Annotated in this window: 22 protein-coding genes; 9 read left to right on the top strand and 13 right to left on the bottom strand. The window is 44.2% G+C overall.

The window, feature by feature from the left end; all coding sequences use genetic code 11:
* Nucleotides 1-103 precede the first annotated feature (103 nt).
* The 6 genes from fabG to yceD all read right to left on the bottom strand — a co-directional run bounded on the left by fabG (nt 104) and on the right by yceD (nt 4,592).
* Complete coding sequence (gene fabG / locus AB4167_RS14550) at nt 104-838, bottom strand: 3-oxoacyl-ACP reductase FabG (protein ID WP_029235138.1); 735 nt, start codon at nt 836-838, stop codon at nt 104-106.
* Nucleotides 839-863: 25 nt separating this feature from the next.
* Entirely contained in the window at nt 864-1,787 is a 924-nt protein-coding gene (gene fabD, locus AB4167_RS14545) for an ACP S-malonyltransferase (RefSeq protein WP_017063479.1), read from the bottom strand.
* A gap of 80 nt (nt 1,788-1,867) precedes the next feature.
* On the bottom strand, nt 1,868-2,818 hold the full coding sequence (locus AB4167_RS14540; RefSeq protein ID WP_017054985.1) for a beta-ketoacyl-ACP synthase III: 951 nt from the start codon (nt 2,816-2,818) through the stop codon (nt 1,868-1,870).
* A gap of 5 nt (nt 2,819-2,823) precedes the next feature.
* The gene (gene plsX / locus AB4167_RS14535; RefSeq protein ID WP_017062152.1) at nt 2,824-3,849 is read right to left on the bottom strand and encodes a phosphate acyltransferase PlsX; all 1,026 of its coding nucleotides are present in this window, start codon (nt 3,847-3,849) and stop codon (nt 2,824-2,826) included.
* A gap of 9 nt (nt 3,850-3,858) precedes the next feature.
* Nucleotides 3,859-4,029: a 50S ribosomal protein L32 gene (gene rpmF, locus AB4167_RS14530; RefSeq protein WP_004737376.1), complete on the bottom strand. Its 171-nt coding sequence runs from the start codon at nt 4,027-4,029 to the stop codon at nt 3,859-3,861.
* A gap of 35 nt (nt 4,030-4,064) precedes the next feature.
* On the bottom strand, nt 4,065-4,592 hold the full coding sequence (yceD, locus tag AB4167_RS14525) for a 23S rRNA accumulation protein YceD (protein WP_017062153.1): 528 nt from the start codon (nt 4,590-4,592) through the stop codon (nt 4,065-4,067).
* A 149-nt stretch (nt 4,593-4,741) separates the two neighbouring features.
* On the opposite strand from yceD, the gene AB4167_RS14520 reads away from it, so the two are divergent.
* Nucleotides 4,742-5,323 carry a nucleoside triphosphate pyrophosphatase gene (locus AB4167_RS14520; RefSeq protein ID WP_372136693.1) on the top strand — a complete coding sequence of 194 codons (582 nt, stop codon included), beginning with the start codon at nt 4,742-4,744 and terminating at the stop codon, nt 5,321-5,323.
* Between the two features lie 274 nt (nt 5,324-5,597).
* On the opposite strand, the gene rluC is transcribed toward AB4167_RS14520, so the two are convergent.
* The gene (rluC, locus tag AB4167_RS14515) at nt 5,598-6,542 is read right to left on the bottom strand and encodes a 23S rRNA pseudouridine(955/2504/2580) synthase RluC (RefSeq protein WP_372136692.1); all 945 of its coding nucleotides are present in this window, start codon (nt 6,540-6,542) and stop codon (nt 5,598-5,600) included.
* Between the two features lie 618 nt (nt 6,543-7,160).
* Between rluC and rne the strand changes: the two genes are divergently transcribed.
* Both rne and AB4167_RS14505 read left to right on the top strand, forming a co-directional pair.
* Nucleotides 7,161-10,328 carry a ribonuclease E gene (gene rne / locus AB4167_RS14510; RefSeq protein ID WP_102393049.1) on the top strand — a complete coding sequence of 1,056 codons (3,168 nt, stop codon included), beginning with the start codon at nt 7,161-7,163 and terminating at the stop codon, nt 10,326-10,328.
* 258 nt (nt 10,329-10,586) lie between these two features.
* The gene (locus AB4167_RS14505) at nt 10,587-12,134 is read left to right on the top strand and encodes a SulP family inorganic anion transporter (protein ID WP_017062156.1); all 1,548 of its coding nucleotides are present in this window, start codon (nt 10,587-10,589) and stop codon (nt 12,132-12,134) included.
* 114 nt (nt 12,135-12,248) lie between these two features.
* Here AB4167_RS14505 and AB4167_RS14500 read toward each other — a convergent pair whose 3' ends face one another.
* Nucleotides 12,249-12,698, bottom strand: coding sequence for a low molecular weight protein-tyrosine-phosphatase (locus tag AB4167_RS14500; protein ID WP_102398546.1), 450 nt, complete (start codon nt 12,696-12,698; stop codon nt 12,249-12,251).
* 84 nt (nt 12,699-12,782) lie between these two features.
* Between AB4167_RS14500 and cobO the strand changes: the two genes are divergently transcribed.
* Nucleotides 12,783-13,388: a cob(I)yrinic acid a,c-diamide adenosyltransferase gene (gene cobO / locus AB4167_RS14495; RefSeq protein WP_029224603.1), complete on the top strand. Its 606-nt coding sequence runs from the start codon at nt 12,783-12,785 to the stop codon at nt 13,386-13,388.
* A gap of 234 nt (nt 13,389-13,622) precedes the next feature.
* Here the strand turns inward: cobO and AB4167_RS14490 are convergent, their stop codons facing one another.
* The 3 genes from AB4167_RS14490 to apbC form a co-directional block, all read right to left on the bottom strand.
* Nucleotides 13,623-15,719 carry an AsmA family protein gene (locus AB4167_RS14490; protein ID WP_372136691.1) on the bottom strand — a complete coding sequence of 699 codons (2,097 nt, stop codon included), beginning with the start codon at nt 15,717-15,719 and terminating at the stop codon, nt 13,623-13,625.
* A gap of 106 nt (nt 15,720-15,825) precedes the next feature.
* Nucleotides 15,826-16,467: a uridine kinase gene (udk, locus tag AB4167_RS14485; protein ID WP_004734002.1), complete on the bottom strand. Its 642-nt coding sequence runs from the start codon at nt 16,465-16,467 to the stop codon at nt 15,826-15,828.
* Nucleotides 16,468-16,743: 276 nt separating this feature from the next.
* The gene (gene apbC / locus AB4167_RS14480; RefSeq protein WP_372136690.1) at nt 16,744-17,820 is read right to left on the bottom strand and encodes an iron-sulfur cluster carrier protein ApbC; all 1,077 of its coding nucleotides are present in this window, start codon (nt 17,818-17,820) and stop codon (nt 16,744-16,746) included.
* A gap of 157 nt (nt 17,821-17,977) precedes the next feature.
* Here apbC and metG point away from each other — a divergent pair, with 157 nt between their 5' ends.
* Together metG and AB4167_RS14470 are read left to right on the top strand one after the other, a co-directional pair.
* Complete coding sequence (gene metG / locus AB4167_RS14475) at nt 17,978-20,038, top strand: methionine--tRNA ligase (RefSeq protein WP_372136689.1); 2,061 nt, start codon at nt 17,978-17,980, stop codon at nt 20,036-20,038.
* 221 nt (nt 20,039-20,259) lie between these two features.
* On the top strand, nt 20,260-20,739 hold the full coding sequence (locus AB4167_RS14470; RefSeq protein WP_016783812.1) for a DUF1456 family protein: 480 nt from the start codon (nt 20,260-20,262) through the stop codon (nt 20,737-20,739).
* 194 nt (nt 20,740-20,933) lie between these two features.
* On the opposite strand, the gene fadR is transcribed toward AB4167_RS14470, so the two are convergent.
* The gene (gene fadR, locus AB4167_RS14465; RefSeq protein ID WP_017062161.1) at nt 20,934-21,773 is read right to left on the bottom strand and encodes a fatty acid metabolism transcriptional regulator FadR; all 840 of its coding nucleotides are present in this window, start codon (nt 21,771-21,773) and stop codon (nt 20,934-20,936) included.
* A gap of 640 nt (nt 21,774-22,413) precedes the next feature.
* Here fadR and nhaB point away from each other — a divergent pair.
* Nucleotides 22,414-24,006 carry a Na(+)/H(+) antiporter NhaB gene (gene nhaB, locus AB4167_RS14460; RefSeq protein WP_017062162.1) on the top strand — a complete coding sequence of 531 codons (1,593 nt, stop codon included), beginning with the start codon at nt 22,414-22,416 and terminating at the stop codon, nt 24,004-24,006.
* A 132-nt stretch (nt 24,007-24,138) separates the two neighbouring features.
* Nucleotides 24,139-24,663: a disulfide bond formation protein DsbB gene (dsbB, locus tag AB4167_RS14455; RefSeq protein WP_017063472.1), complete on the top strand. Its 525-nt coding sequence runs from the start codon at nt 24,139-24,141 to the stop codon at nt 24,661-24,663.
* 125 nt (nt 24,664-24,788) lie between these two features.
* On the opposite strand, the gene AB4167_RS14450 is transcribed toward dsbB, so the two are convergent.
* A complete protein-coding gene (locus AB4167_RS14450; RefSeq protein WP_136981694.1) occupies nt 24,789-25,409 on the bottom strand; it encodes an SEC-C metal-binding domain-containing protein in 621 nt (206 codons plus the stop codon).
* A 175-nt stretch (nt 25,410-25,584) separates the two neighbouring features.
* On the opposite strand from AB4167_RS14450, the gene dusC reads away from it, so the two are divergent.
* Nucleotides 25,585-26,541, top strand: a complete 957-nt coding sequence (gene dusC / locus AB4167_RS14445) for a tRNA dihydrouridine(16) synthase DusC (protein WP_017069187.1) — start codon at nt 25,585-25,587, stop codon at nt 26,539-26,541.
* The last annotated feature ends 59 nt before the right edge of the window (nt 26,542-26,600 follow it).

Here is a 26,600-nt window from a genome sequence, read left to right as displayed (position 1 = left end):
AAAGTTGCAAGGTCAACTTTTCTGGTCAAACCACAATTTTCACGATTTTAACCGAAATTACGTATGATCTTGACTTAAATCATGCACAAATGTTGCACATAATTTACACCATGTACATACCGCCATTGACGTGAAGTGTTTCACCTGTGATATAAGCTGCCGCAGGTGACGCCAAAAATACCACAGCTTCAGCGATTTCGCGAGGGTCACCTAGTCGACCTGCTGGTACATTCGCCAAAGTTGCTGCACGTTGGTCATCATTTAGCGCTTTAGTCATGTCAGTTTCGATGAAACCAGGAGCTACAGTGTTCACTGTAACGCCACGAGACGCAACTTCACGAGCCATTGATTTAGTAAAACCAATTACGCCTGCTTTTGCAGCTGCGTAGTTAGCTTGACCAGCGTTACCCATAGTACCTACTACAGAACCAACGTTTACGATACGGCCTTGACGTTTCTTCATCATGCCACGCAATACAGCTTTAGACATGCGGAAGATAGGCGTTAGGTTAGTATCGATGATGTCATTCCATTCGTCGTCTTTCATACGCATCAGTAGGTTATCACGAGTGATACCTGCGTTGTTAACTAGAATGTCAATCGCACCGAATTCATCGTTGATGGTTTTCAGTGTAGCAGCAATTGAGTCAGTATCCGTTACATTAAGAGCAAGACCTTTACCGTTCTCACCAAGGTACTCGCTGATTGCAGCTGCGCCGCCTTCAGATGTCGCAGTACCGATAACTTTAGCACCACGCTCAACTAAAAGTTCAGCGATTGCACGACCGATGCCACGGCTTGCGCCTGTAACTAGTGCAACTTTGCCTTCTAAATTCATCATAACTTCTCTATTAAGTGGTTATTTACTTAGCAGCTTCTAGTGATGCAGTATCATTAACTGCAGCAGCTGTCATAGTTTTTACGATTCGTTTTGTTAGACCAGTAAGAACTTTACCAGGGCCTAATTCAAGTAGCTTCTCAACGCCTTGCTCATTCATCGCTTGTACACCTTCAGTCCAACGAACTGGGCTGTATAGCTGACGAACAAGTGCGTCTTTAATTTTTGCAGGGTCTGTTTCAGCAATAACATCAACGTTATTGATAACAGGCAATGCTGGCGTGTTGAACTCTAGAGCTTCTAGAGCCACTGCTAGCTTATCTGCTGCTGGCTTCATCAGTGCACAGTGAGACGGCACAGAAACAGGTAACGGAAGTGCACGCTTAGCGCCCGCTTCTTTACAAAGTGCACCAGCACGCTCTACTGCAGCTTTGTTACCCGCGATAACAACTTGGCCAGGAGAGTTAAAGTTAACTGGAGACACAACTTCGTCTTGCGCAGCTTCTTCACACGCTTTAGCAATCGCTTCATCGTCTAGACCGATGATTGCGTACATTGCACCAACACCTGCAGGAACCGCTTCTTGCATCAGTTGACCACGTAGTTCAACCAGCTTGATCGCTTCTTTAAAGTCGATAACGCCGGCACATACAAGAGCAGAATATTCACCTAGGCTGTGACCTGCTAGATTTACAGGTTGCTCTAGGCCAAGCTCTTGCCATACACGCCAAATTGCAACAGACGCTGTTAATAGAGCCGGTTGAGTGCGAAAAGTTTCATTTAGATTTTCTACAGGACCATCTTGAACCAATGCCCATAGATCGTAACCAAGTGCTTCTGAAGCTTCAGCAAATGTCTTTTTAACAACATCATACTGTTCGCCTAGGTCAGCAAGCATACCGATAGCTTGAGAGCCTTGGCCTGGGAATACGATAGCAAATTTGCTCATTGTAATTTTCCTTTAAGCAAAGCAAAAAATTGAATAAGGCACATAAGTTATGTGCCTTGTTTGTTGATTATCGCTTAGGGTTAGAATTTAACTAACGCAGAACCCCAAGTGAAGCCGCCGCCAAATGCTTCAAGTAGAAGCGTTTGACCACGTTTAATTCGCCCGTCGCGAACAGCCTCATCTAGGGCCGTTGGTACGGTAGCTGCTGACGTGTTGCCGTGCTTATCAAGAGTAATCACTACTTGATCAAGCGACATCGTCAGCTTTTTAGCGGTTGCCGAGATAATACGGTAGTTCGCTTGGTGTGGAACTAACCAATCAAGCTCTGACTTATCCATATTGTTCGCCGCTAAGGTGTCTTTAACTAGCTTAGAAAGCTGAGTTACCGCCACTTTAAATACTTCGTTGCCCGCCATGTGCAGCCATTTGTCTGCATCACCGCCGCGCTCTGGTACTTCTAGGCTTAGAAGCTCACCGTATTTACCATCAGAGTAAATATGAGTAGACAAAATACCTGGCTCTTCGCTTGCGCCTACAACCACCGCGCCTGCTGCATCACCAAATAGGATGATAGTAGAGCGGTCAGTCGGATCACAGGTTTTTGACAGTGCATCAGCACCAATTACCAAAACGTTCTTACACATGCCAGTCTTGATGTGTTGATCAGCAACAGACAGTGCGTAGACAAAACCAGAACACGCTGCAGCCAAATCAAACGCAGGGCAGCCTTTGATACCAAGCTTGCCTTGTACCTGACATGCCGAAGACGGGAATGTGTGGCTACTGCTGGTTGTCGCAACGATGATTAAATCAATCTCTTCTTTGTCGATACCTGCCATTTCAATGGCATTTTCAGCAGCGTAAAACGCCATATCAGCAACGGTTTCGTTTTCCGCTGAAATACGACGCTCTTTAATACCCGTTCTAGCAACGATCCACTCATCGCTAGTCTCTACCATTTTCTCTAAGTCTGCGTTAGTACGCACCTGAGATGGCAAGTAGCTGCCAGTACCTAAAATTTTGCTATACATGAAGACTAATAATGCCTCTCGAGTAAAACCGCTTCCAAACGATCGCTAATGCGGCTGGGGACTTGTCGTTTGACCTCGTGTACTGCTTCACCAATCGCGTTGACGACTGCAGACACATCAGCACTTCCATGACTTTTAATGACAATGCCGCGCAATCCTAACAAACTTGCGCCGTTATACTGGTCGGGGTTCAAGGTTTTTAATTCAGTAAATAGCTCAGAAAACAGCATTCTGGCTATCCAACCCTTTATTGTTGAAGCCATCATGCGCGTTTTTAGCTTATCAATAAAGAGCTGAGCCGTACCTTCGCACGTTTTTAAGCAGACATTGCCCACAAAACCATCACATACGACGACATCAGCAGCATCTTGAAGTAATTGATTACCTTCAATATAGCCTATGAAGTTCACAGACTGAGTATTAGACAACATTTCAGCGCATCGTTTTACAAGGTCATTGCCTTTAATTTCTTCTGCACCGATATTCAAGATAGCGACACGTGGTGCGCGACCTAAATGTTGTTCCGCTAATGCACTGCCCATTACAGCAAATTGGAAAAGCGAATCTGCATCACTAGACACATTTGCCCCTAAATCAAGCATCCATGTACGATTTCCGGAGGCAGTAGGCAAAGCTGAAACCAATGCAGGCCTATCAATACCAGGAAGGAGCTTAAGTCGGAAACGGGACAAAGCCATCAATGCGCCAGTGTTGCCACCACTCACACAAGCATCAGCCTGTGATTCGGCAACCAGATCGATAGCGGCACGCATGGAGCTACCCTGACTGTTACGCAAGGCTAGTGAAGGTTTTTCAGAATTGGAAATGACTCGATCACAATGCTGGATACTCAAACGAGAATCAGGCATTCGACCTAATGAAGATAATTGAGATGTGATCGCGTTTCGATCACCTATTAGAATGACTTTTAGCTCTGGGAAATACGACAGTGCCTGCACGGCGGCAGGCACTGTTACACGAGGACCGAAGTCCCCGCCCATTGCATCAAGCGCAACGGTTAGATTTTGCAAAGGTCAACCTTACTTGTTGATAACCTTTTTGCCGCGGTAGAAACCTTCGGCAGTCACGTTGTGACGTAGGTGAGTTTCACCTGAAGTTGCGTCTACAGAAAGTGCAGCTGTAGTTAGCGCATCGTGTGAACGACGCATGCCACGCATTGAACGTGATTTCTTGCTCTTTTGTACGGCCATTGACCCTACTCCTATGTAAATTCTTAAAGAAGCAATTACTTCTTTAAGCTTTTTAAAACATCAAATGGATTCGGCTTTTTGTCTTCCTCAATTTCTTCAGGAAGTTCACCAAACACCAAGTTATTTGAGTTAACGCTACATTTCGCATCGTCGTGCATTGCTATTTGTGGCAATCCAAGGATGAACTCGTCTTCAACTAATTGAATCAGGTCTAACTCACCGTACTCGTTCAGATCTACCAAATCGTACTCTTCCGGTGCTTCCTCTTCACTTTTCTCACTGTAAACAGGAGTATAAGTAAATTGGACATCGCACTCATGTGCGAAAACCTCATTACAACGTTGACACTCTAAATCGACTTCGACGTTAGCTTTACCAGAGATAACGACTAATCGTTGTTCATCAAGCCCAAATGACATTGAGACTTGCGCGTCACGTTTTACGCCTTCAGTTGCTTCAGTTAAACGCTTCAAAAGACTGACCTGGATGATACCATCCATATCGAGTCGTTTTTGAGCCGTTCTTGCCGGATCAACTGTACGCGGTATTTTTTCCTTTTGCATAGGGCGCGAATCTTATCTTCCAAATCGTGTTTAGTCAAAGGAAATGGCAAAAAAAATGTACTTTCCTGCCTTTCCTATTCAGAGCATTATGAATAGCAGGACAAGTTACGTTATCCTGAGATAAATGCTTCCTTGAATTGTAAATTAAAATGAGAAATTACCAACTAGTTTTAGCCTCTACATCACCATTTAGGCAAGAGATCCTCAAAAAACTACAGTTAAGCTTCATTACAGCCAAGCCAGACTGCGATGAAACGCCGCTTCCAGAAGAGACACCACAACAGTTGGTGATGCGCCTTGCTGAGACCAAAGCTAAGTCTTGTGTTGTGGAGCAACCTAGCTTAGTCATTGGTTCTGATCAGGTTTGCGTAATTGATGGAGAGATCATTGGTAAGCCTCACACTCGAGAAAAAGCGATCGAGCAGTTATCTCGTCAAAGCGGCAAGAGCATTACTTTTTATACTGGGCTTTCGGTTTGGAACAACGAAACCAATGAAGCTGACACGCGTCTCGACACCTTTGTAGTGCATTTCCGCGATTTAACTAAGCAACAGATCATGAGTTATGTTGAGAAAGAGCAGCCTTATTACTGCGCAGGTAGCTTTATGTGTGAAGGGTTAGGCATCGCGTTGTTTAAACAGATGGAAGGGAAAGACCCGAATACCTTGATCGGTCTACCTCTGATCGATCTGGTTGATATGTTGGAAGCGCAAGGAATGAGCGTACTATAACGGATACCCTCTCTTTGTTAGAGATTCCCTACTCCTTCCTTCGTCAGTCTAGGGAAGGACGAAGATAGCTACATTATCCAATCAGCTCATGATGTAGAACCTGACTTTAAAAAGTCGTCATCCTCAAGAGCGAGGAACGAGCGAGTTGGGGATCTTTTACAACAGATGAAAACAAAAAAGGTTGACGAATTTCGTCAACCTTTTTTGTTAGTAGATAGGTAAGGCTAGAAACAGCTAACCCTTTCGTATCTCGTATCTCGTATCTCGTATCTTCTTAAAGCTTACGTAGACCAATGAGTGCTCTTTCTAGCCTTTTTTCCATTGGAGCCGAGATATCCATCTTCTCTTCGCTACCTGGGTGGGTAAACTTAATGTTGGCGGCATGTAAGAACAAACGATTCAATCCTACTTTACCCGTGTAAGCATCAAAACGACGATCACCGTAACGGTCATCCCAAGCAATTGGGTGGCCAGTATACTGAGCGTGTACTCGAATTTGGTGCGTACGACCCGTAATTGGACTTGCCTGAACCAAAGTTGCGTCTTGGAACTTTTCTAAAACCTTAAAACGCGTCTCTGAAGCTTTTCCGTTTGGATTAACACGAACAATACTATTCACTTCGTTCTTCAGCAGCGGAGCATTAACAACCTTACAGCTGTTCTTCCACTCACCCATCACCAAAGCAAAATAGTACTTCTGTACGGTTTTCTCACGGAACTGTGCTTGAAGGTGTCTTAGCGCAGAACGTTTCTTCGCGATAAGTAGAATACCTGACGTATCTCTATCAATACGATGCACAAGTTCAAGAAAACGCGCATCTGGACGAAGTGCTCTTAACGCTTCAATTGCGCCGAACTTAAGTCCACTACCACCATGAACCGCAGTACCTGATGGTTTATTCAAAATCAGCATGTGATCATCTTCATAGATGATGCACTGTTCTAATTCAGAAACCTTATTGAGTTTCGTGCTTGGCACGTTCTCTTCTGTTTTCTCTTCAATAGTGACTGGCGGGATACGAACTAAATCACCTGCTTTTAGTTTGTATTCAGCCTTGATGCGTTTTTTGTTTACGCGGACTTCGCCTTTACGCACGATTCGGTAAATCATGCTTTTCGGGATGTTTTTTAATTGGTTGCGTAAGAAGTTATCAATACGCTGACCAGCCATATCTTCGTCAATGTCGACAAATTGGACTTGGGTTCTAATTTCGCTCATTGGGCCATTGTATCACTGTCACTTTTGATAATTGAGATTTTCTTAACCCTATTCTGAACTTATTTATCTATAATCCCTGCCGATCTATCCCTAAAAGGTCATTGAAGTTCTATATTTCTTTGATTCTTCGAACAAAAAAGCACCAAGCTTCCTGCAAATTAAAATATCAATTGATAAATTATTTATAGACAGTGAGTTAGAGCTATCAAAACCCAAACAAAAACTGTTTTTTTTACCGCATTACGACAAAGCAGATTGCTGTGTTTACCGACCACTGCTATAGTTCACAGCTGCTATCAATGGATTGACTAATATTTAAACAGCTAACCATTCATAAGCAAGTAAATGAGTAGATGACTCAGATTAGACAGTGCTGCAATCGGCGTAAGACACGGTCAACTGAGTTCCTTATCGCTCTACTCACGTACACTCATGTTGAGTATTCACCGCCACATCGCGGATCATAGGCTAACTCCCTATGATGACTGACGTGCCCCAGAGCATCCCTACTCCAGCCGGGAGGCTGCACCGATAAAGCCATGGGATCTGGCACCATGAGAAACGAATAAAGCGATAAGACCAATGATGAAAATAAGAAAAGACAATGAGAATTTCTAAATGAAAAGAATGTTAATTAACGCAACTCAAAAAGAAGAGTTGCGTGTCGCTTTGGTTGATGGCCAGCGACTGTTCGATCTAGATATCGAAAGTCCAGGTCACGAGTCAAAGAAAGCGAATATCTACAAAGGACGTATTACCCGTATTGAACCAAGCCTAGAAGCGGCATTTGTTGATTACGGCGCAGAACGTCACGGTTTCCTCCCTCTTAAAGAAATTGCCCGCGAATACTTCCCTGAAGGTTATACATACCAAGGCCGTCCTAGCATTAAAGAAGTGCTAAGAGAAGGACAAGAAGTAATCGTACAAGTTGAGAAAGAAGAACGTGGTAGCAAAGGCGCTGCACTGACAACTTTCATCTCTTTGGCTGGTAGTTACTTAGTTCTTATGCCTAATAACCCTCGTGCTGGCGGTATTTCTCGTCGTATCGAAGGTGATGAACGCACTCAACTGAAAGCAGCATTAAGCACTCTTGAGCTTCCTCAAGGCATGGGCTTAATCGTGCGTACAGCAGGTGTTGGCAAAAGTGCAGAAGAGCTAGAGTGGGACTTGAACGTTCTATTGAATCACTGGGGCGCTATTAAGCAAGCTTCTGATTCAAATGCAGCTCCTTTCCTTATTCACCAAGAAAGTAACGTTATCGTTCGTGCGATTCGTGACTATCTACGTCGTGATATTGGCGAGATTCTAATCGACAGCAATACTATTTTTGAACGTGCACAAGCGCACATTCAATTAATACGCCCAGATTTCATGAATCGCGTTAAGAAATACGATGGTGAAGTGCCACTATTTAGCCATTACCAGATTGAAAGCCAGATCGAATCAGCTTTCCAACGTGAAGTTCGTCTTCCGTCTGGTGGTTCTATCGTGATCGACCCAACAGAAGCTCTAACTTCTATCGATATCAACTCTGCTCGTGCAACAAAGGGCGGCGATATTGAAGAAACAGCACTTAACACTAACCTAGAAGCTGCCGATGAAATTGCACGTCAATTACGTCTACGTGACCTAGGTGGTCTTGTTGTGATCGACTTTATCGATATGACCCCGGTTCGCCACCAACGCGAAGTAGAAAGCCGTCTACGTGATGCCGTTCGTTTAGATCGCGCACGTGTTCAGATTGGTCGTATTTCTCGCTTTGGTCTTCTAGAGATGTCTCGTCAACGTTTGAGCCCATCACTAGCAGAAGCAAGCCACCACATTTGTCCTCGTTGTACAGGTACTGGTGTTGTTCGTGATAACGAATCTCTAGCACTTTCTGTTCTACGTTTGATTGAAGAAGAAGCTCTAAAAGACAACACAGCACAAGTACTTGCTGTTGTGCCTGTTCCAATCGCTTCTTACCTTCTGAACGAAAAACGTCGCTCAGTAAACCACATCGAGAAGAACCAAGAAGTTAAGATCACTGTTGTTCCTAACTCAGACATGGAAACGCCGCATTTTGAGGTTATCCGTGTTCGTGAAGGTGAAGAGTTCGATCTACTATCTTACTTGCTGCCTAACAAGCTAGAAGCTCTAAAAGAAGCGGAAAGCAAAGAGCCTGCTGAACAGACTATTCGTCCTAAGAAGATCGAAGAACCTGCTCTGAAAGGCTTCGCAGCTCCTGCTCAATCAGCACCAACTCCTGCTCCAGCACCTAAAGCTGTAGAAGAGAAGAAAGCTGAACCAGCAGCGACTCAAGAACCAGGCCTAATTGGTCGTTTCTTCAAAGCTATCGGTAGCTTCTTATTTGGCTCTTCAACTCAAGAAGAGAAAAAAGAAGAAGAGAAGAAAGAAGAAGAAAAACCTAAAAACAATCGTAACAACGGCAACCGTCAACGCCGTGATCGTAACGATAACCGTCGTCGTAACCAACGTGGTGAGCGTGGCGAACAGCGTAACGACCGTGGTGAACGTGGTGACAATCGTAACGAAAACCGTGACAACAAACGCCGCCGTAAGCCAGCTCGTGATGAGAAGCCTGAAGAGCAAAAAGAAGCAGCTCCACAGCAAACTCGTCAGCCTCGCAAGCCTAAGCAAGACCGTCGCAACAAGCCACGTGATGAGCAGAAGCAACGCGAAGAGCAAGCACCATCTAAATTAGCAGAAGAAGGTCTACAGCTAGCAGCAGAAGCACAAGCTGGTAAACCGGAAGCGCCTAAGGCTAAACCTGAAGCGAAAGCAGCTAAGATTAAAGAGCGTCGTCAGCGTCGTAAACTGAACAAGCAAGTTCGTGTTAAAGACCAACAAGCTCAAGCTGAAGATAACGCTTCAAAAGAGCAGGTTGCTGCTAAAGAACTATCTGTTTCAAAAGAACAGTCAGTAGCTCAAGAGCAAAAAGTTGCGGAACAAGTAGAAGCAACTCAAGCGAATGCAGAGCAAACTGAACAGGAAGAGCCGAAACAACGTCGTAACCGTCGTTCTCCACGTCACCTACGTGCAAGTGGTCAACGTCGTCGTCGCGGTCGTGATCGTCGCCCTAACCCATTCCGCCTACGTAAAGGTGGTGTAGCTTCTCCAGAGATGGCTATGGGTAAAGTGATGCCTCGCTTCATTCCAAAACCTCACCACAAGCAGGCAAAGCCTGAAGTGGCTGAAGTTCAAGTAGCAGCTGAAGCTCAAACATCTGTTCAAGAGCAGAATGTTGCTCTAGAGACGGCGCCACAAAGCAACGTAGCAATGACTGGCGGCTTCGCATGTCCAGAGCTTGCAATGGGTAAAGTTATCATCCGTCGTGAAGATGCTGCTGTTGAAGCTCAAGTAGCTGAGACTCCTGCTGTAGTTGAAGCTCCTGCAGTCGTTGAAGAAGCACCAGTGGTTGTTGAAACCGCGAAAGTTGAAGCTCCAGTGATTGCAGAAGCGACGAAAGTTGAAGCGCCTGTTGTAGCAGAAGCTGTGCAAGCAGAAGCAACACCAGTTGTTGAAGCTGAAGCGCCTAAAGCTGAAAGTGCAAAAGTTGAAGAAGCACCTGTTGTTAAAGCAGAAGCTCCTAAAGCGGCACCAAAGGCAGCTGTTGCTAAGAAGCAAGCCGGTTCACCAATGACTAAAGCTCCTGGTCCTCAAGAGATCAAAGAGATTGAAGTGATTGCAGCTCCGTTCCGCACTGAACGTTTTGTATCGAAAGGTGCAGGCAGTCAGGCAGCATCGAACAAAGCTGGCGCGGCGATGACTAAGCCAAACTACTAGTGATTACTGATAGGTAATCGCGAGTAAATAGAATCAAAGGCTGCTTATTAAAGCAGCCTTTTTCATATCTACTAATCGAATAAAAATTAACAGATATATTACTCAAAGTTAGGTTCAACCTTGAACTTAATCACATTTTTGGGTAGCATTCGCGCACTTATCTTTTCGACACTTCGCTATTGCCGCTCTTTTCCATCACTGTTTGGCTACGCAATACACCCGTGTCGGTAAATCCATCTTAAGCATAGCTGAGCAAACATGTTCGAATTCCCACAATTTTCAAAGCACTCTGTAAAGAATGACGTGCTTTCAGGTCTTACAGTAGCCCTGGCTCTGGTACCTGAAGCTGTAGCATTCGCCTTTGTTGCTGGCGTTGACCCAATGGTTGGTCTTTATGCAGCATTCATCGTAGGTTTAATCACTTCTGTCTTTGGCGGCCGTCCAGGTATGATTTCTGGCGCAACCGGCGCAATGGCCGTTGTAATGGTGAGCCTAGTGGCAACCCATGGTGTTCAATACCTATTCGCAGCCGTTATGCTGGCTGGCCTTCTGCAAATTGCAGCAGGTGTATTTAAACTAGGTAAATTTATCCGTATCGTTCCACACCCAGTAATGATTGGTTTCGTGAACGGTTTGGCCATTGTTATCTTCCTAGCTCAACTTGGTCAATTTAAAGCGCCAGACGTAACAGGTGCGTTGACTTGGTTACCAAGCGGTCAAATGACACTAATGCTAGGTCTAGTAGCCCTTACAATGGCTATCATCCACTTCCTACCTAAGCTAACAACAGCAGTACCATCTTCATTAGTTGCTATTGTTACAGTAACGGCTTTGGTTGTGGGTCTTGACCTTGAAACTCGCACTGTTGTCGACTTCCTACGTACAATGTCTGGTGACGAAGCTGCTACGCTAGCGGGCTCTCTTCCAACATTCTCAATTCCTGCTGTTCCGTTTTCTTTAGATACACTACAGATCATCCTGCCTTACGCAATTATCCTTGCGGCTATCGGCCTGATTGAATCTCTGCTGACACTGACAGTACTAGACGAAATGACAAACACTCGTGGTCAATCTAACCGTGAATGTGTTGGTCAAGGTATGGCTAACGTAACGTGTTCTGTATTCGGTGCGATGGGTGGTTGTGCGATGATCGGTCAATCGATGATCAACGTAAACTCAGGTGGTCGTGGTCGTCTTTCAGGTATCGTCGCCGCAGTTGCACTACTGATGTTCATCCTGTTCGGTTCTGCACTGATTGAAATGATTCCTCTAGCAGCACTTGTGGGCGTAATGTTCATGGTTGTTATCGGCACATTTGAATGGGCAACCTTCAAGCTTGCGCGTCGCGTTCCTAAACAAGACTTCTTCGTTATCGTTCTTGTTACCGTAGTAACAGTACTGACTGATCTTGCTGTGGCAGTAGGTGTTGGTGTTGTCGCTTCTGCGCTAATGTTTGCTTGGCAACATGCTAAACACATCTACGCAGATACATCAGTAAACGCTGAAGGCTCAAAAGAGTACAAAGTTAACGGCCCAATCTTCTTTGGTTCAACGGCTAACTTCCTAGAGTTGTTTGACGCATACAACGATCCACAAGATGTAATCGTTGATTTCGCAAACTCACGCGTGACTGACCACTCTGCAATTGAAGCGATCGACACGATTGCTGACCGTTACGCGGCGCTAGGTAAAACACTTCACCTTCGCCACCTAAGCCAAGACTGTGTTGCTATGCTGCACAAAGCAGGTAGCTTAGTTGAAGCGAACGTTGCAGAAGACCCAATCTACAAAGTAATGTCTAAGTAAGCTTAGTCATGGCTTTAAGTTAGATTTAGAAAGGCCGACATTCAATGTCGGCCTTTTTTATACCTATCGGTCAGCCCTTGCGCTGATCACCAAACGACGAACATTGTTCCTAAACTACATTGAACGCAGTATCGCTTCGCTAGACTCTTCGATTAAGTCCAACACCAATTCAAAGCCATTTCCCTCACCGTAATACGGATCGGGGATCTCTTGATATTGTGACTCTCCAAAGCTTAAAAATAACGCAAGCTTGTATTGGAGGTGAACTGGGCACTGACTCATTAAGTCATCTAAATTCGCCCTATCTGCCGCGAGGATCAGGTCAAATTCTTCGAAGTCATTATCAACCACTTTACGAGAAGTAATCCCCTTAAAGCTGTAACCTCGCTTCTCTCCTGCAGATTTGGAACGCGAGTCTGGTGGGTTACCTTGATGAAAGCCAATCGTCCCTGCGGAGTCGACCGTTACATAAATATCCATCTGTTGAGCTTTCTTTCTAAGCACCGCTTCACCTGTTGGCGAACGACAAATATTCCCCATGCAAACAACGAGTATCTTTTTCATCCGTAATCACCTGTTCTTCCGATGGTTTTTGCTATCGTTAAGTTAGGCTATGATAGGCGCAATCACAACTTAAAAGGATTTGTTATGTCGACCGAAGACAACAAAGAACAACGCCATAAAGCAAGACAACAGAAAGTAAAAGAACAAGTTGATGCACGAGTGGCTGCAGCACAAGAAGTGAAAGGCTTATTGCTGGTTATTACTGGTAACGGTAAAGGAAAATCAACATCCGGTTTTGGTACCATTACACGTGCCGTTGGTCATGGTAAAAAATGTGCCGTTGCACAATTTGTTAAAGGGACTTGGGATAACGGCGAAAAGAACGTTCTTCAAAAGCTGGATGTGGAATTCCAAGTTATGGGAACCGGCTTTACATGGGAAACCCAAGACAAAACAAAAGATATTGAAGCCGCACAACGTATCTGGAAAGAATGTCAGCGTATGTTGGCTGATGAGTCCATTGACGTGATTCTGTTTGATGAGCTGACTTACATGGTGAGCTATGGCTACATCGAGCTAGATGAAGTGGTAGAGGCTCTCAACAACCGTCCGAAAATGCAATCTGTGATCATTACCGGTCGTGGTGCGCACCGTACTCTTACAGAGATGGCGGATACGGTATCTGAAGTTCGTAACGTGAAACACGCTTTCGAATCGGGTGTGAAAGCGCTTCAAGGCGTTGACTGGTAATCGCATTCAACTAGAGATCCCCGACTCGGTCATTCTTCCCTCTAGAGGATGACGACCCTTCAGTGTTACTCCCCTTAATAAAGGACGAGCACCGATCGTCATTCCCTAGAACGAGGAACGAGTCTCATAGGGAATCTATTTGCTTACTAAGCCCGGATAATAATCAGCATCCAAAAAAAAGCGCTATTCCTACAGTAGGAATGGCGCTTCTTTTATATGCGAGTTAGGCAAAGATTAGTTAAAGAAACCTTTCAACAAACCGTCAACCGCTTCTTTGGTCTTCTCGTCTTTGATCTTATCCGTTAGCTTATTCACGCCACGGTCGATCTCTTTTTGTGCTTTTTGCTTCAACACATCATCAAAAACAAGCGCAAATTTCGGGTCAGCCCATTGGCCTGTTACCTTAATTGGGATGGTCACATCTTTCAGGTCATCAATGTTCTTACCGCCCTGACCTTCAAGCGAACCAACAATCGATGTACGTACAAGGAAGTCGACCGTTTCATTAATGAAGTTTGCTTTACCTTGACCTGTCACGCGTAGCAGTGGTGACTGTGCCGATAAGTCGTTCGTTGAAACCCAACCTTTGTCGACCTTCAGTGTCGCTTTCATTGCACTGAAGTCCGTTTTTTGAGCTTCATTTGTGCTTTCAACTTTCTCGCCCTTGATCTTAGCGTAGTTTTCTCGAATCAGTTGAGCTACGTTGATGCCGTTAACTGCACCATCTTCAAAGTTAATCGCGATAGTACCGACTAGGTTTTTCTTGATACCCGTCGGAGTTAGACTCTTACCTTTCACGTTGACATCAATATTACCGGTACCTTCCAGCATATCGTTATCTGCAACATCAACCAGTAACGGTTGTACTTTCACGCCTTTGATTTTCTTCTTAGCCGTGTAAGTCGCTGGTGTTTTACGAGCGTCTAACTTTGCAGTAGCAGAAATAGAACCTTGGTAAAGATTCGAGGTGAATGAGGTTAGCTCTGCGATACCACGGTTAACCGAAAATGCGGTTTTAACATTCTGCATCTTCGCGTTGTTCGCCTTGAACTTATCAATCGTGATGTCACCTTTCACGTCTAACGTTTTCAGAGCCGACAGATCAGGTTCCACTTCTTTAGCTGGATCTGAACTACCAGAACTTGACGTTGAACCACCAGCAGAACCAGAAGGCGCTGTGCTCGCTGTTTCTGTTGTATTGCCTAAGCCTAAGAATTCATCTAAATCAATATTCGGGCTATGAAGAGAGAAACGAACCTTTGGTATTTCAGATAGGATTACGTCTGCTTTACCGTCTAATGCAATAGCGTTAGCTTGTAGCTTCTCTAACACAAAGCTCAGGTGGCTCTTGTTAAGATCGAAGCTTAAGTCAGACAGCATGTCGACTTTCATTGGAGACTGAGGAAGCGTGTCGCCTTTGAATGTTGAGTCTAACGTTAACTTGTTCAGCGTTACTTTTGAAATCGCGCTATCAACAGTAAGTTCACCGCCACCTTTAAGATCAAGGTCAAGGCCAGCTGCATTACCGATTACAGCGTAAGTCAGTTGGTTTACCTTATCGAACTCAAACGTATTCAAGCCAATTTTTGCTGACTCAATCGACGTCGCTGGATCATTGAACTTAGCGTTTAAGTCGATATTACGAAGTGCGTAACTTGCAAAGCCTTCAGCTAATTTGAATTCTGCACTGCCTTGTGCAGAGAACTTCTGTTGATTGTTCTCACCAGAAGCCGCAAATGTCGCGGTTGTCCATGTATCAACGGCAAACTCAGAAAGATTCAAAGACACATCGTATAGCTTAGTGAATGAACCCGCTTGCTTGTCGTCCATTTCAAACAATGCGTTTGATACAGTTACGCCTGCAAGGTTGATCGTCCAACCCGATGCGTCTGTGGTAGTTTGCTCTTGAGGGGCAGGCTCAGATTCTTGAGGCGCTGACGCTTGCGTTAGTGCATCAATGTTCTTGCGACCATCTTTAAGCGTTTCTAAATAGAATTCTGCACCATCTAGAGTAATGTTGCCGATCTCTAGTTGGTTGCTAAATAGCGGAGTAACCGAAACGTCAACGCCAACGGTATCAACCTTAAATAGGTTAGGTTGCGTAAAACCTTCAGGGTTGCGTAATTCAGTTTGACCAAGTTCAAAGCCAATGGATGGGAAGAATTGCCAGCTGATATCACCCTCGATCACTAGCTCTAGGCCTGTGTGTTTTTGGGCTTGTTCGACAATTAATGGCTTAAATTGGTTGGGATTCACTAACAGCACTAGTGCCAGAATTGCTGCAACGACAACAAACACTGGTACAGCTATGAAAATGAGTAGTTTCTTCATCCGCATATTCCTTGCTTAGATTCCAAAAGAAAGTGGCACTATAAAAGTGCCACTGATTCGGTAAAAAATAAAGCTAAGTGAGTCACTTAGGCAAAATTTTATTCGATTAAGACTTCAACAACTTCGCAATGTGCGCTTTTAGCACATCAATCGCAATACGGTTTTTACCACCACGAGGAACGATGATGTCTGCATGTTGTTTTGAAGGCTCGATAAACTGCATGAACATTGGACGTACTGTTTCTTGGTATTGCTTAAGTACAGTGTCCATTGTACGACCACGCTCTTCTACATCACGCTTAACACGGCGTAATAGACAGATGTCTAATGGTGTATCCATAAACACACTTGCGTGCATTAGTTTACGAAGACGCGGGTCTGTTAGAAGCAGAATACCCTCTAAAATGATCACTTTCTTTGGAGTAAGTGTAGTCGTTTCAGAAGTACGTGTGTGCTCTGTGTAGCTGTATTCAGGAACTTCTACGGCGTTGCCACTCATTAGCTGCTGTAGATGTTCACATAAAAGATCATGATCTAGTGCATTTGGGTGATCGTAGTTAGTTTTAACACGCTCTTCCATACTCAAGTGGCTTTGGTCGCTGTAATAGCAATCTTCCGTGATAACACCAATTTGATGGTCGCCTACTTTTTCGCGCAATTCATTATAAATTGTACTAGCAATCAGACTTTTTCCTGAAGCTGAAGCGCCAGCGATACCTACGATGACACATTGATTATTATCAGACATTAATTTTGCACCCGATATGGTTTGGTGGTGGGAAGAGATAAACCGCCTGATTATAGGGGCTAAAGCACATAGATTCTAGTCGCCATTTTAGCTAATTGCAGTCAAATTGATGATATCAATGCATTTAATGAATGCAATCGTTTGCTTTCAAATAACTTGCCTACAACTATTTGCACAAGCCCAATGGATATTGACTTAAATCCACCGCTGTTTATCTAATCCAAACTATATTTAAACGACTTTGTGATTAACTTGCGCTATTCAACCATAGATTCGTTATTCAACCATAGAGAAGTTAATCGCTTCTGGTCTCGCCTTGCCGGTCCAGAACATCTTCGCAGCCACATTCTCTGCAAGCTCTAAGTAGTGACGTGTATGTTCACTATCTGGACGACGAATCACCGTCGGGCAACCTGCATCGATATCTTCTCGCACATCAATATGAAGAGGGATCTGTGCCAAAATATCGAGGAAAAACTGTTCTGACATAGCTTCGGCACCACCAGCACCAAAGATATGCTCTTTCTCACCACAGTGACTACAAATATGATAGCTCATGTTTTCAACTAAGCCTGCGACTGGCACACTCACCTTATCAAACATCGCTACGCCTTTACGTGCATCCGCTAGCGCCAAATCTTGAGGAGTGGTCACCACTACAGCCCCGGTCACTGGGATCTGTTGCGATAACGTCAGCTGAATATCGCCCGTGCCCGGTGGCATATCAATAACTAGATAATCCAACTCTGGCCATACGGTTTCGTTAACAAGCTGACCTAAAGCCTTGGCCGCCATTGGACCGCGCCAAATCGCAGCGTCATCTTTCGACACAAGATAACCGATAGAGTGAGTGAAAATACCGTGCGCTTCGATTGGCATCATCCACTTGTTATTCTGGACTTCTGGTTTCGCATCTAATTGGCCAAGCATCATAGGTACAGAAGGACCATAGATATCCGCATCCAACAAACCCACTTTTGAACCAGACTTAGATAAAGCCAAAGCAAGGTTGACTGAAGTGGTCGATTTACCCACCCCACCCTTTGCAGATGTCACGGCGATGATGTTCTTCACCCCCTTCAATGGTGTCGCAACCGTGGTTTCTAACGCAGACGGCTTCACCTTCACTTCAAACTGAAAAGCGCTAACAAGCTGTTGTTCAATCTGAGAGTGAATCCACTGTTCCAATTCAACCGCAAGCTGATTAGCGGCAAAAGGTAAGGTGATAACAAATGATCCACGCGGATCAACCGATACAATATTTTGGTGTAGCGCCCACTCTGGGATGAGGATTGGTGACTCGAACTCATTCAACCATGAACAGAAATCTTGCTTAGAAGTAAAGTTACGCATTGGGACTCCTTTTTTTATTTATGCTATCACCCACGAGATGAAGACTGAACCCCTAAAAAACTAGGGGAATCCTTAGTCTGATACCTTGGCGTATCACACGTTATAAAGTAGTATTACCTCTCAAATTTATACCTATCAAAAAAGCGAATTATTAAGTATGGCAACTGATCCAAGACAACTTTTGGTAACTTGTGCGCTTCCGTACGCTAACGGCTCTATTCACCTTGGCCATATGCTTGAGCATATCCAAGCTGATATCTGGGTTCGATACCAGCGTCTACGTGGCAACACTGTAAACTTCATCTGTGCTGACGATGCTCACGGCACGCCAATTATGCTTAAAGCTCAACAGATGGGTATCACGCCAGAAGAGATGATCGCTGCTGTTAGTGAAGAGCACCAAAAAGACTTCGCTGGCTTTGATATCAGCTTTGATAACTACCACAGCACACACAGCGAAGAGAACCGTGAACTGGCTTCTCACATCTACTTAGAACTTAAAAAGAACGGCTTCATTTCTAGCCGCACTATTTCTCAGCTTTTCGATCCTGAGAAAGAGATGTTCCTACCAGACCGCTTCGTAAAAGGTACTTGCCCTAAGTGTAAGTCAGAAGACCAGTATGGTGATAACTGTGATAACTGTGGTGAGACATACAGCCCAACTGAGCTAATTAACCCTAAATCAGCGGTTTCTGGCGCAACTCCAGTAATGAAAGACTCTGAGCACTTCTTCTTCGACCTACCTCAGTTCGAAAGCATGCTTAAAGAGTGGACTCGTTCTGGCTCTCTACAGAATGAAACTGCAAACAAAATGCAGGAATGGTTTGAGTCTGGTCTGCAACAATGGGATATCTCACGTGATGCACCTTACTTCGGCTTTGAAATCCCAGGCGAAAAAGACAAGTTCTTCTACGTATGGCTAGACGCACCTGTTGGCTACATGGCTTCTTTCAAGAACCTATGTGACAAACGTGACGATCTAAACTTCGATGAATACTGGAAGAAAGACAGCACAACTGAGCTTTACCACTTCATCGGTAAAGACATTGTTTACTTCCACAGCCTATTCTGGCCAGCAATGCTAGACGGCGCAGGTTTCCGTAAGCCAAACAACGTATTCGTACACGGCTACGTAACAGTGAACGGTGCGAAGATGTCTAAGTCGAAAGGCACATTCATCAAAGCAAGCACGTACCTAAACCACCTAGACCCTGAGTGTCTACGTTACTACTACGCTGCGAAACTAAACAACCGCATCGATGACTTAGATCTTAACCTTGAAGACTTCACTCAACGTGTAAACGCTGACGTAGTAAACAAGATTGTTAACCTAGCTTCTCGTAACGCTGGCTTCATTACTAAACGTTTTGAAGGCAAGCTAGCTGCTGAATTTGCAGAGCCTGAGCTATACAACGAATTCGTTGCTGCTGCTGAGCGTATCGGTGAGCTATACGAAACTCGTGAATTCAGCCGTGCTATCCGTGAAATCACTGCACTAGCGGATAAAGCTAACCAGTACATCGACGAAAAAGCACCTTGGGTTCTTGCAAAAGAAGAAGGCAAAGAAGCTGAGCTTCAACAAGTTTCTTCTGTAGGTATTAACCTATTCCGCGTACTGATGGCTTACCTGAAACCAGTGATGCCAGAGCTTGCAGCTCGCACTGAAGCTTTCCTAAACGAAGAGCTAACGTGGGAAGCGATTGCTACTCCGCTAACTGATCACGAGATCACTAAGTTCAAAGCGCTATTCAACCGCATTGACCCTAAGAAAGTGGAAGCAATGGTTGAGTCTTCTAAAGAAGATGCAGCCGCTGAAGCAGCAGCGAAAGAAAAAGCAGAAGCTGAAAAAGAGCAAGCAAGCCAAACTGAGCTAGACAAAGAGCCAATCGCAGACGAGATTGAGTTCGATGCCTTTGCAGCAGTAGACATGCGTATCGCTCGTATCATCTCTTGTGAAGAAGTACCAAAAGCGAACAAACTACTGAAGTTCCAACTAGACATCGGTGGTGAGACTCGCCAAGTATTCTCTGGTATCAAATCAGCATACAAACCTGAAGAGCTAGAAGGCAAGCTAACTGTAATGGTAGCAAACCTAAAACCTCGTAAGATGAAGTTTGGTATGTCTGAAGGCATGATCCTAGCAGCGGGCCCTGGCGGCAGCGACCTATGGATCCTTGAGCCACACGAAGGTGCTCAACCTGGTATGCGTGTAATGTAATTCTGACTCCAGTCAGATAACAAGCACCCATCACTAAATCCCTAATGCATTTTTGACTTGAAAGAGTTAATCAGCATTGGGGATTTTTTATATCTACCGAAAATTAGCGTTCTCTGTTAGAGTCGCCGTCAACTATGCTATGTAGAGTAGAAATTGGTTCGTCGACAAAAATAGGCTAAACCAACACCTCTTTACTCTAAAACCCTTTTTAGGAATCCCCAGTGACTAACAACGAAATCTTGCGTCGTATTCAACACGCACTAAACCTTAAAAATGCACAAATCATCAAAGCTATCGAACAAGCTGATGTGACTGTTGCTCATGACCAAGTGATTAACTGGCTAAAAGATGACAACGACAAGTCATGCTCTAAGATGAAAGATAAAGAGTTAGCGGTATTCCTAAATGGTTTCATCAACCTTAAGCGTGGCAAAAAAGAAGGCGAGCAACCTAAACCTGAAGTTGCACTGACGAACAACATGATCTTCATGAAGCTTCGTATCGCATTGAACATGAAAGCAGAAGATGTTTTGGACGTACTAGAAGTGGTTGGCATTAGCTTGAGCAAGTACGAAATCGGCGCTTACTTCCGCAAGCCAGAAAACAAAAACTACAAAGTGTGTGAAGACCAACTACTTTGCGATTTTCTAAACGGTGTGCAATTTACCAACCGTCCAGACTCAGAAGAGTTTACGGGTTAAGTTACTACTCCTAGATAAATTTTAAGTTGCTACACATAGATAAATTACTCGTCATAGGTAAGTAACTGACCCACTGATAATTTTCTAGTAACGACAGATAAATAAAAAGCGGCGAGATAATTGAATTATCTCGCCGCTTTTTCGTTTTCTTTACGTCACTGACTAAACAGGAACAACAATAGTAAACCTATGGCTTAGCTGTCGTCTTCAGTGAAGTTCGTCGGCAATGTCGTTTTCATTTCATTCCAAACTTGTGCACTTGCGATACCGTAGTTACGAATCACTAATGGCAAAGTTTCGCGCTCGCCACTTTCACAGATAATGAACAACTCTTTATAAAAGTCCATCGCTAAACGTCGTGCTTCTGGGTTAGAGAAGTAGTAGCTACCGATACGGTCATAAAGTTTACGCACACCGTTAAAGATCAGGCCGTAAATCTGGTTGCCTGAGTGGAATGCCAAACGTTGGAAAAGCATGTAATCATAGAAGTTGAAAGTCTTCGCGATTAAGATCGTCTGACGTTTCGCTTCATCTTTTTCTGAATCTTCTTTTACCGCTTGTTTGATCTTGTCAGCGTATGGCGACGATTCTAGGAACTCATCCCAAGTTGGTGCCGCAAGTAGCGCTTCACAAGATTCAATCACGTTACTGATAGTACGCTCTGAAGCTTCTTTGTTTGCTTTGAATGCATAACGCATAAAGATCGGGCTGATATTAGTACGAGCAGCAAGCAGGTCTTCTACCATTTTGCTTGCGTTATCAACGTCCAACGTCATTAGCGTATCAAGGATATGAAGACCTGAGGTTTCCATAAACTGGTTAACTTTAGTTGGTTTGCCATGTTGGATTGTCAACCAACCATCACGAGCAAGACGTTGTAGTACTTCACGAAGCGTAGTACGTGTAACACCAATCAGCTCAGAAAGCTCACGCTCTGCGGGCAAGATAGAACCTGGAGGGAAACGGCCATTCCAAATACTTTCAATGATATACTTCTCTGCAAATCCTGCCGGGCTCTTCGCCTTAATGACCATCTACACTTCAATCCAATTTAATTATTCTGTTCTAATTTACTCATCATACCACTAGTTCACACCTAGCGGAAACACCCTCAAAAATTTTACTCACCCTAAACACCGTTAGAGTTATAACTCTAAAGTTCAGCACACGTTTGCACCTCAGGTTTGTAAAGCAAGCGACTCTAAACCACCATTTAAACAAACCGTTAACATAACAATTTTTCTTTAAAATCAATGGGATTGGTCATATTTTTAAAGCTATTAATTTGCAATATTAAGTTGTAATAATCATATATAAGCCGTCGTTATTCTGTAATTTTCAATCATTTCGCTGAAATATTGATTCTAGTCGGTTTTTATCACATTTTAAGTGGTATGCTTGCGCTACTTTGATCGCGTTTCTCAACAAAAAAGAGGTATTTTTAGGGCTACAGGGCTTTTCCTGTTGACTAAATGTTATCTAAGAGTAAAGTTGCGCTCAAAAATAAGCAGTGCTTGAGTTTCTAAGGGAGTGACTTGGCAAGACCACAGAACATTACATGGAATGTAGTTTTTCTAAGTCACTGTTAGTCATAGTTTTTAACAATTTCTATAGCTCGATTCTCAAAATGTTGTATTGCTTGTCTATTCATAATCAACATAAAAGAGTATTAACATGCCGATGTCTCTCGGAAACGCTTTTATCAAGAACTTCCTTGGTAAAGCTCCTGATTGGTATAAACTTGCCATCATTTCCTTTTTAATCATCAACCCGTTTGTTTTCTTCCTAGTTGACCCATTTGTTGCGGGCTGGCTATTGGTGGTTGAGTTTATTTTCACTCTAGCTATGGCTCTCAAATGCTACCCACTTCAACCGGGTGGTCTATTAGCTATTCAAGCAGTCGCCATTGGCATGACCAAACCAGAAATGGTTTATCACGAGCTGCAAGCAAACCTTCCTGTATTACTCTTGCTCGTATTCATGGTTGCTGGCATTTACTTCATGAAAGAACTGCTTTTGTTCATTTTCACGAAGATCTTGCTTGGCATCCAATCTAAAATTTTACTCTCCGTTGCCTTCTGTGTTGCTGCCGCTTTCTTATCAGCATTCCTAGATGCACTAACAGTAATCGCCGTAGTTATTAGCGTTGCGGTCGGCTTCTACTCTATCTACCACAAGGTTGCATCAGGCAAGGGCACAACGTCTTCGCACGATCATACTCATGATGAAGAGATCTCAGAGCTAACTCGTGATGACCTAGAAAACTACCGTGCTTTCCTACGTTCACTGCTAATGCACGCTGGTGTGGGTACAGCACTGGGTGGTGTAATGACCATGGTAGGTGAACCACAAAACTTGGTAATTGCTAAGCAAGCAGGTTGGGAGTTCGGTGAATTTATCATCCGTATGCTGCCAGTAACACTACCTGTTTTCTTCTGCGGTATTTTAACTTGTGCACTTGTCGAGAAATTCAAAGTGTTTGGTTACGGTGCTCAACTACCAATGAATGTTCGCCAAATCTTAGTTGAGTTTGACAACAAAGAACGTGCAAACCGCACAAAGCAAGACGTAGCAAAACTATGGGTTCAAAGTGCAATCGCAGTTTGGCTTATCGTCGGCCTTGCACTTCACGTTGCTGAAGTAGGTTTGATTGGCCTGTCTGTGATCATCTTAGCTACAGCATTTACGGGTGTTATTGAAGAACACTCTATGGGTAAAGCCTTTGAAGAAGCGCTGCCATTTACTGCACTTCTTGCCGTTTTCTTCGCTGTTGTTGCTGTGATCATCGACCAAGCTCTATTTAAGCCAGTCATCGATGCAGTACTTCACGTTGAAGATAAAGGCGCACAGCTCGCACTCTTCTATATTGCCAACGGTATTTTATCGATGGTTTCAGATAACGTGTTCGTCGGTACGGTTTACATTAACGAAGTGAAAACTGCACTGGTTGAAGGCATCATCACTCGTGATCAGTTCGACCTACTTGCTGTTGCTATCAACACTGGTACTAACCTACCTTCTGTTGCAACGCCAAATGGCCAAGCTGCATTCCTATTCCTATTAACATCAGCACTTGCTCCGTTAATTCGATTGTCTTACGGTCGCATGGTTATCATGGCGCTGCCATACACCATCGTATTGGCACTGGTTGGCCTAGCAGGCATTGTGTTCATCGTAGAGCCAATGACAGCATGGTTCTACGATGCTGGTTGGATCATTCAACGCACTGGTGAAGTCGTCGCTCCAGTTATCTCTGGTGGTCACTAAGCTAAACACTGTGTCGCAAACCACAATAACTATAACTAACTAATCAAAAATATTAGTTGATTAGGAAACTTATCCAAGATAAAAAGCTCTGAGTAATCAGGGCTTTTTTATTTTATAGACGGGATTAAATTCGTGAACTTTTTTGCAATGCTTAAAGACTTCTCTAAGGGACGTTTATCTTGGCTTTTACTGCTGGCTTTTATTGTCTTTTTTGAGGCATGCGCTCTCTTCTTCCAACACGTGATGATGCTTGGCCCTTGCGTAATGTGTATCTATGAGCGCGTTGCTATGCTCGCTATCGGTGTTGCCGCCATGATTGGTGCGATTGCCCCGAATAACCCAATATCACGCTGGTTAGGCCTTGCTAGCTGGGGATTTGGCGCATACAAAGGTTTGATGCTTGCTTTAGAGCACGTCGATTACCAGTTCAATCCGTCCCCTTTCGCAACCTGCGACTTATTCGTAACCTTCCCTAGCTGGGCGCCTTTAAACCAATGGGCTCCGTGGATGTTTGAGGCTTACGGCGATTGCAGCAAGGTTGTGTGGCAGTTCTTCGATCTTTCTATGCCTCAGTGGCTAGTAATTATCTTTGCAGGTAACTTGGTTGCTTTCGGTTTTGTGGTTATTTCTCAATTCGTTAAATCAAAGAATGACTAACAATTAACTCATCATGTCCAGAAACGAAAAAGTCGACCCAAAGGTCGACTTTTTTATTACTTAAACTTTTTATCACTTAAGAAAGTCTGTTACTCACTCAAGCTAAGTTGCTCAACAAGCCGTGACTAGCTGTTTTTACCGCAGCATTGTTTAAACTTCTTGCCGCTTTCACAAGGGCAAAGGTCGTTTCGACCAATGTCTTTAAACGGGTTCACGCTCTGGGACTTATTACCCCACATAGCTTCATCCGCTGCCATTGCCACTTCTGAGATCATCAGATCGACTTGACCCACTAAATCGGCAAGCGATGGCGGGTTAGTAAGTCCTGCAGCGATCATTTGTTGTTGAGTTTGCTCTTCATCAATCGCAAGCATCAAGGTGGTTAAGAGCGCTTGCAACATGCGCAGAGTACCATCCGCGACTGTCACGCTCTGCCACTGCTCTTCCACTGTTGGCCAAACCATCATGAAGCCTTCAGAAAAATCAGCGAACTGTTCGTTAAAGTCACCTTCAGCCAGTACGTCTGTTAATAGGTATTCATTACGCTGAATCAGGTTGTGCTGGCGATTAATCTGTTCTGTCACCGTTGTTACCAGCTCTTTACCCGCTTCAGGCGCAACGATAACCAGCCACTCTTCTGGATCGAGTGGTTTGGTCGCTAAGTTAGAGGCAAGGATTGCACCTTCCATAAACTGCGGAGTAATGTCAGTGATTGATTCTGGTAGGCTTAATAATTGATATGTCATGAAAGCTCTGGATATTGGGCATTTTCGATATTATAACGCCATCCTCCCAAAGATGTCGCTATTAAGAGACGAAACCATTATTAAGACATGCACCACACTCATAGTGACAATTCTGTAAGCACACCGTACAATCACGCCTCGAATTTTTCGGTTCATTCAGTTTTGGTAAAGCAACATGCGCGTAATACTTGGCCCTATGGAGGGCGTTCTAGACCACCTAATGCGTGAAATTCTCACAGAGATTAATGATTACGATCTCTGTGTGACAGAGTTTGTGCGCGTCGTAGATCAACTTCTTCCCCCGCATGTGTTCCACCGTATTTGCCCTGAGCTACATCAAGGCTCTCAGACCATGGCTGGTGTGCCAATCCATCTCCAACTTCTAGGGCAACACCCAAATTGGATGGCCGAGAATGCTTTTCAAGCTGCTAGTTTAGGCGCGAAAGGGATCGATCTTAATTTTGGTTGCCCAGCAAAAGCGGTCAACAAAAGTAATGGTGGCGCTTCATTGCTAAAAGAGCCAGAGCTCATCTATCAAGTGGTGAACGCCTGTCGAGAAGCGGTACCGGCACACATTCCTGTGTCCGCAAAGATTCGATTAGGTTGGGAGCATCCGGAAGAGTGCTTTGAAATCGTCGATGCCATCGAACAAGCCAAAGCTGACGAACTCACCGTGCATGCAAGAACCAAAGTTGGCGGCTATAAAGCCAGCGAAATCAAATGGGACTTCATCAATCAAATAAGAGAAAAAACATCTCTGCCGTTGATTGCTAATGGGGAGATCTGGAACTATCAAGATGGTCAAGATTGCATAGAAGCAACAGGCGTCGATTCATTAATGGTCTGCCGTGGTGCTTTCAATATTCCAAACCTTGGTAACGTCGTTAAGCACAACCACCAGAAAATGCCGTGGGATAAAGTCATTGAACTTTTGCTGCGCTATTCAGAGTTTCAAATTAAAGGGGACAAAGGCATGTACTACCCCAATAGAGTGAAGCAGTGGTTTGTTTATCTAAGTAAAGGCTACCCTGAAGCGAACGAACTGTTTAAAGAAATTCGTACTTTCAAAAAGGCGCCACCGATTGTAGAACGCCTTCAGCGTTATCAAGAAGAACGCCGCCAACCTGTTTAAGATTATGTTTAGGGTTAAATACCCAACGCTACAAACGTGTTTACCGGTGCAAATAAGCT

Source organism: Vibrio sp. 10N.286.49.E11 (assembly GCF_041469505.1).
Taxonomy (GTDB): Bacteria; Pseudomonadota; Gammaproteobacteria; order Enterobacterales; family Vibrionaceae; genus Vibrio; species Vibrio crassostreae_C.
Note: the sequence above shows the minus strand (reverse complement) of the source record. Positions and strands in the feature narration are given on the sequence as shown.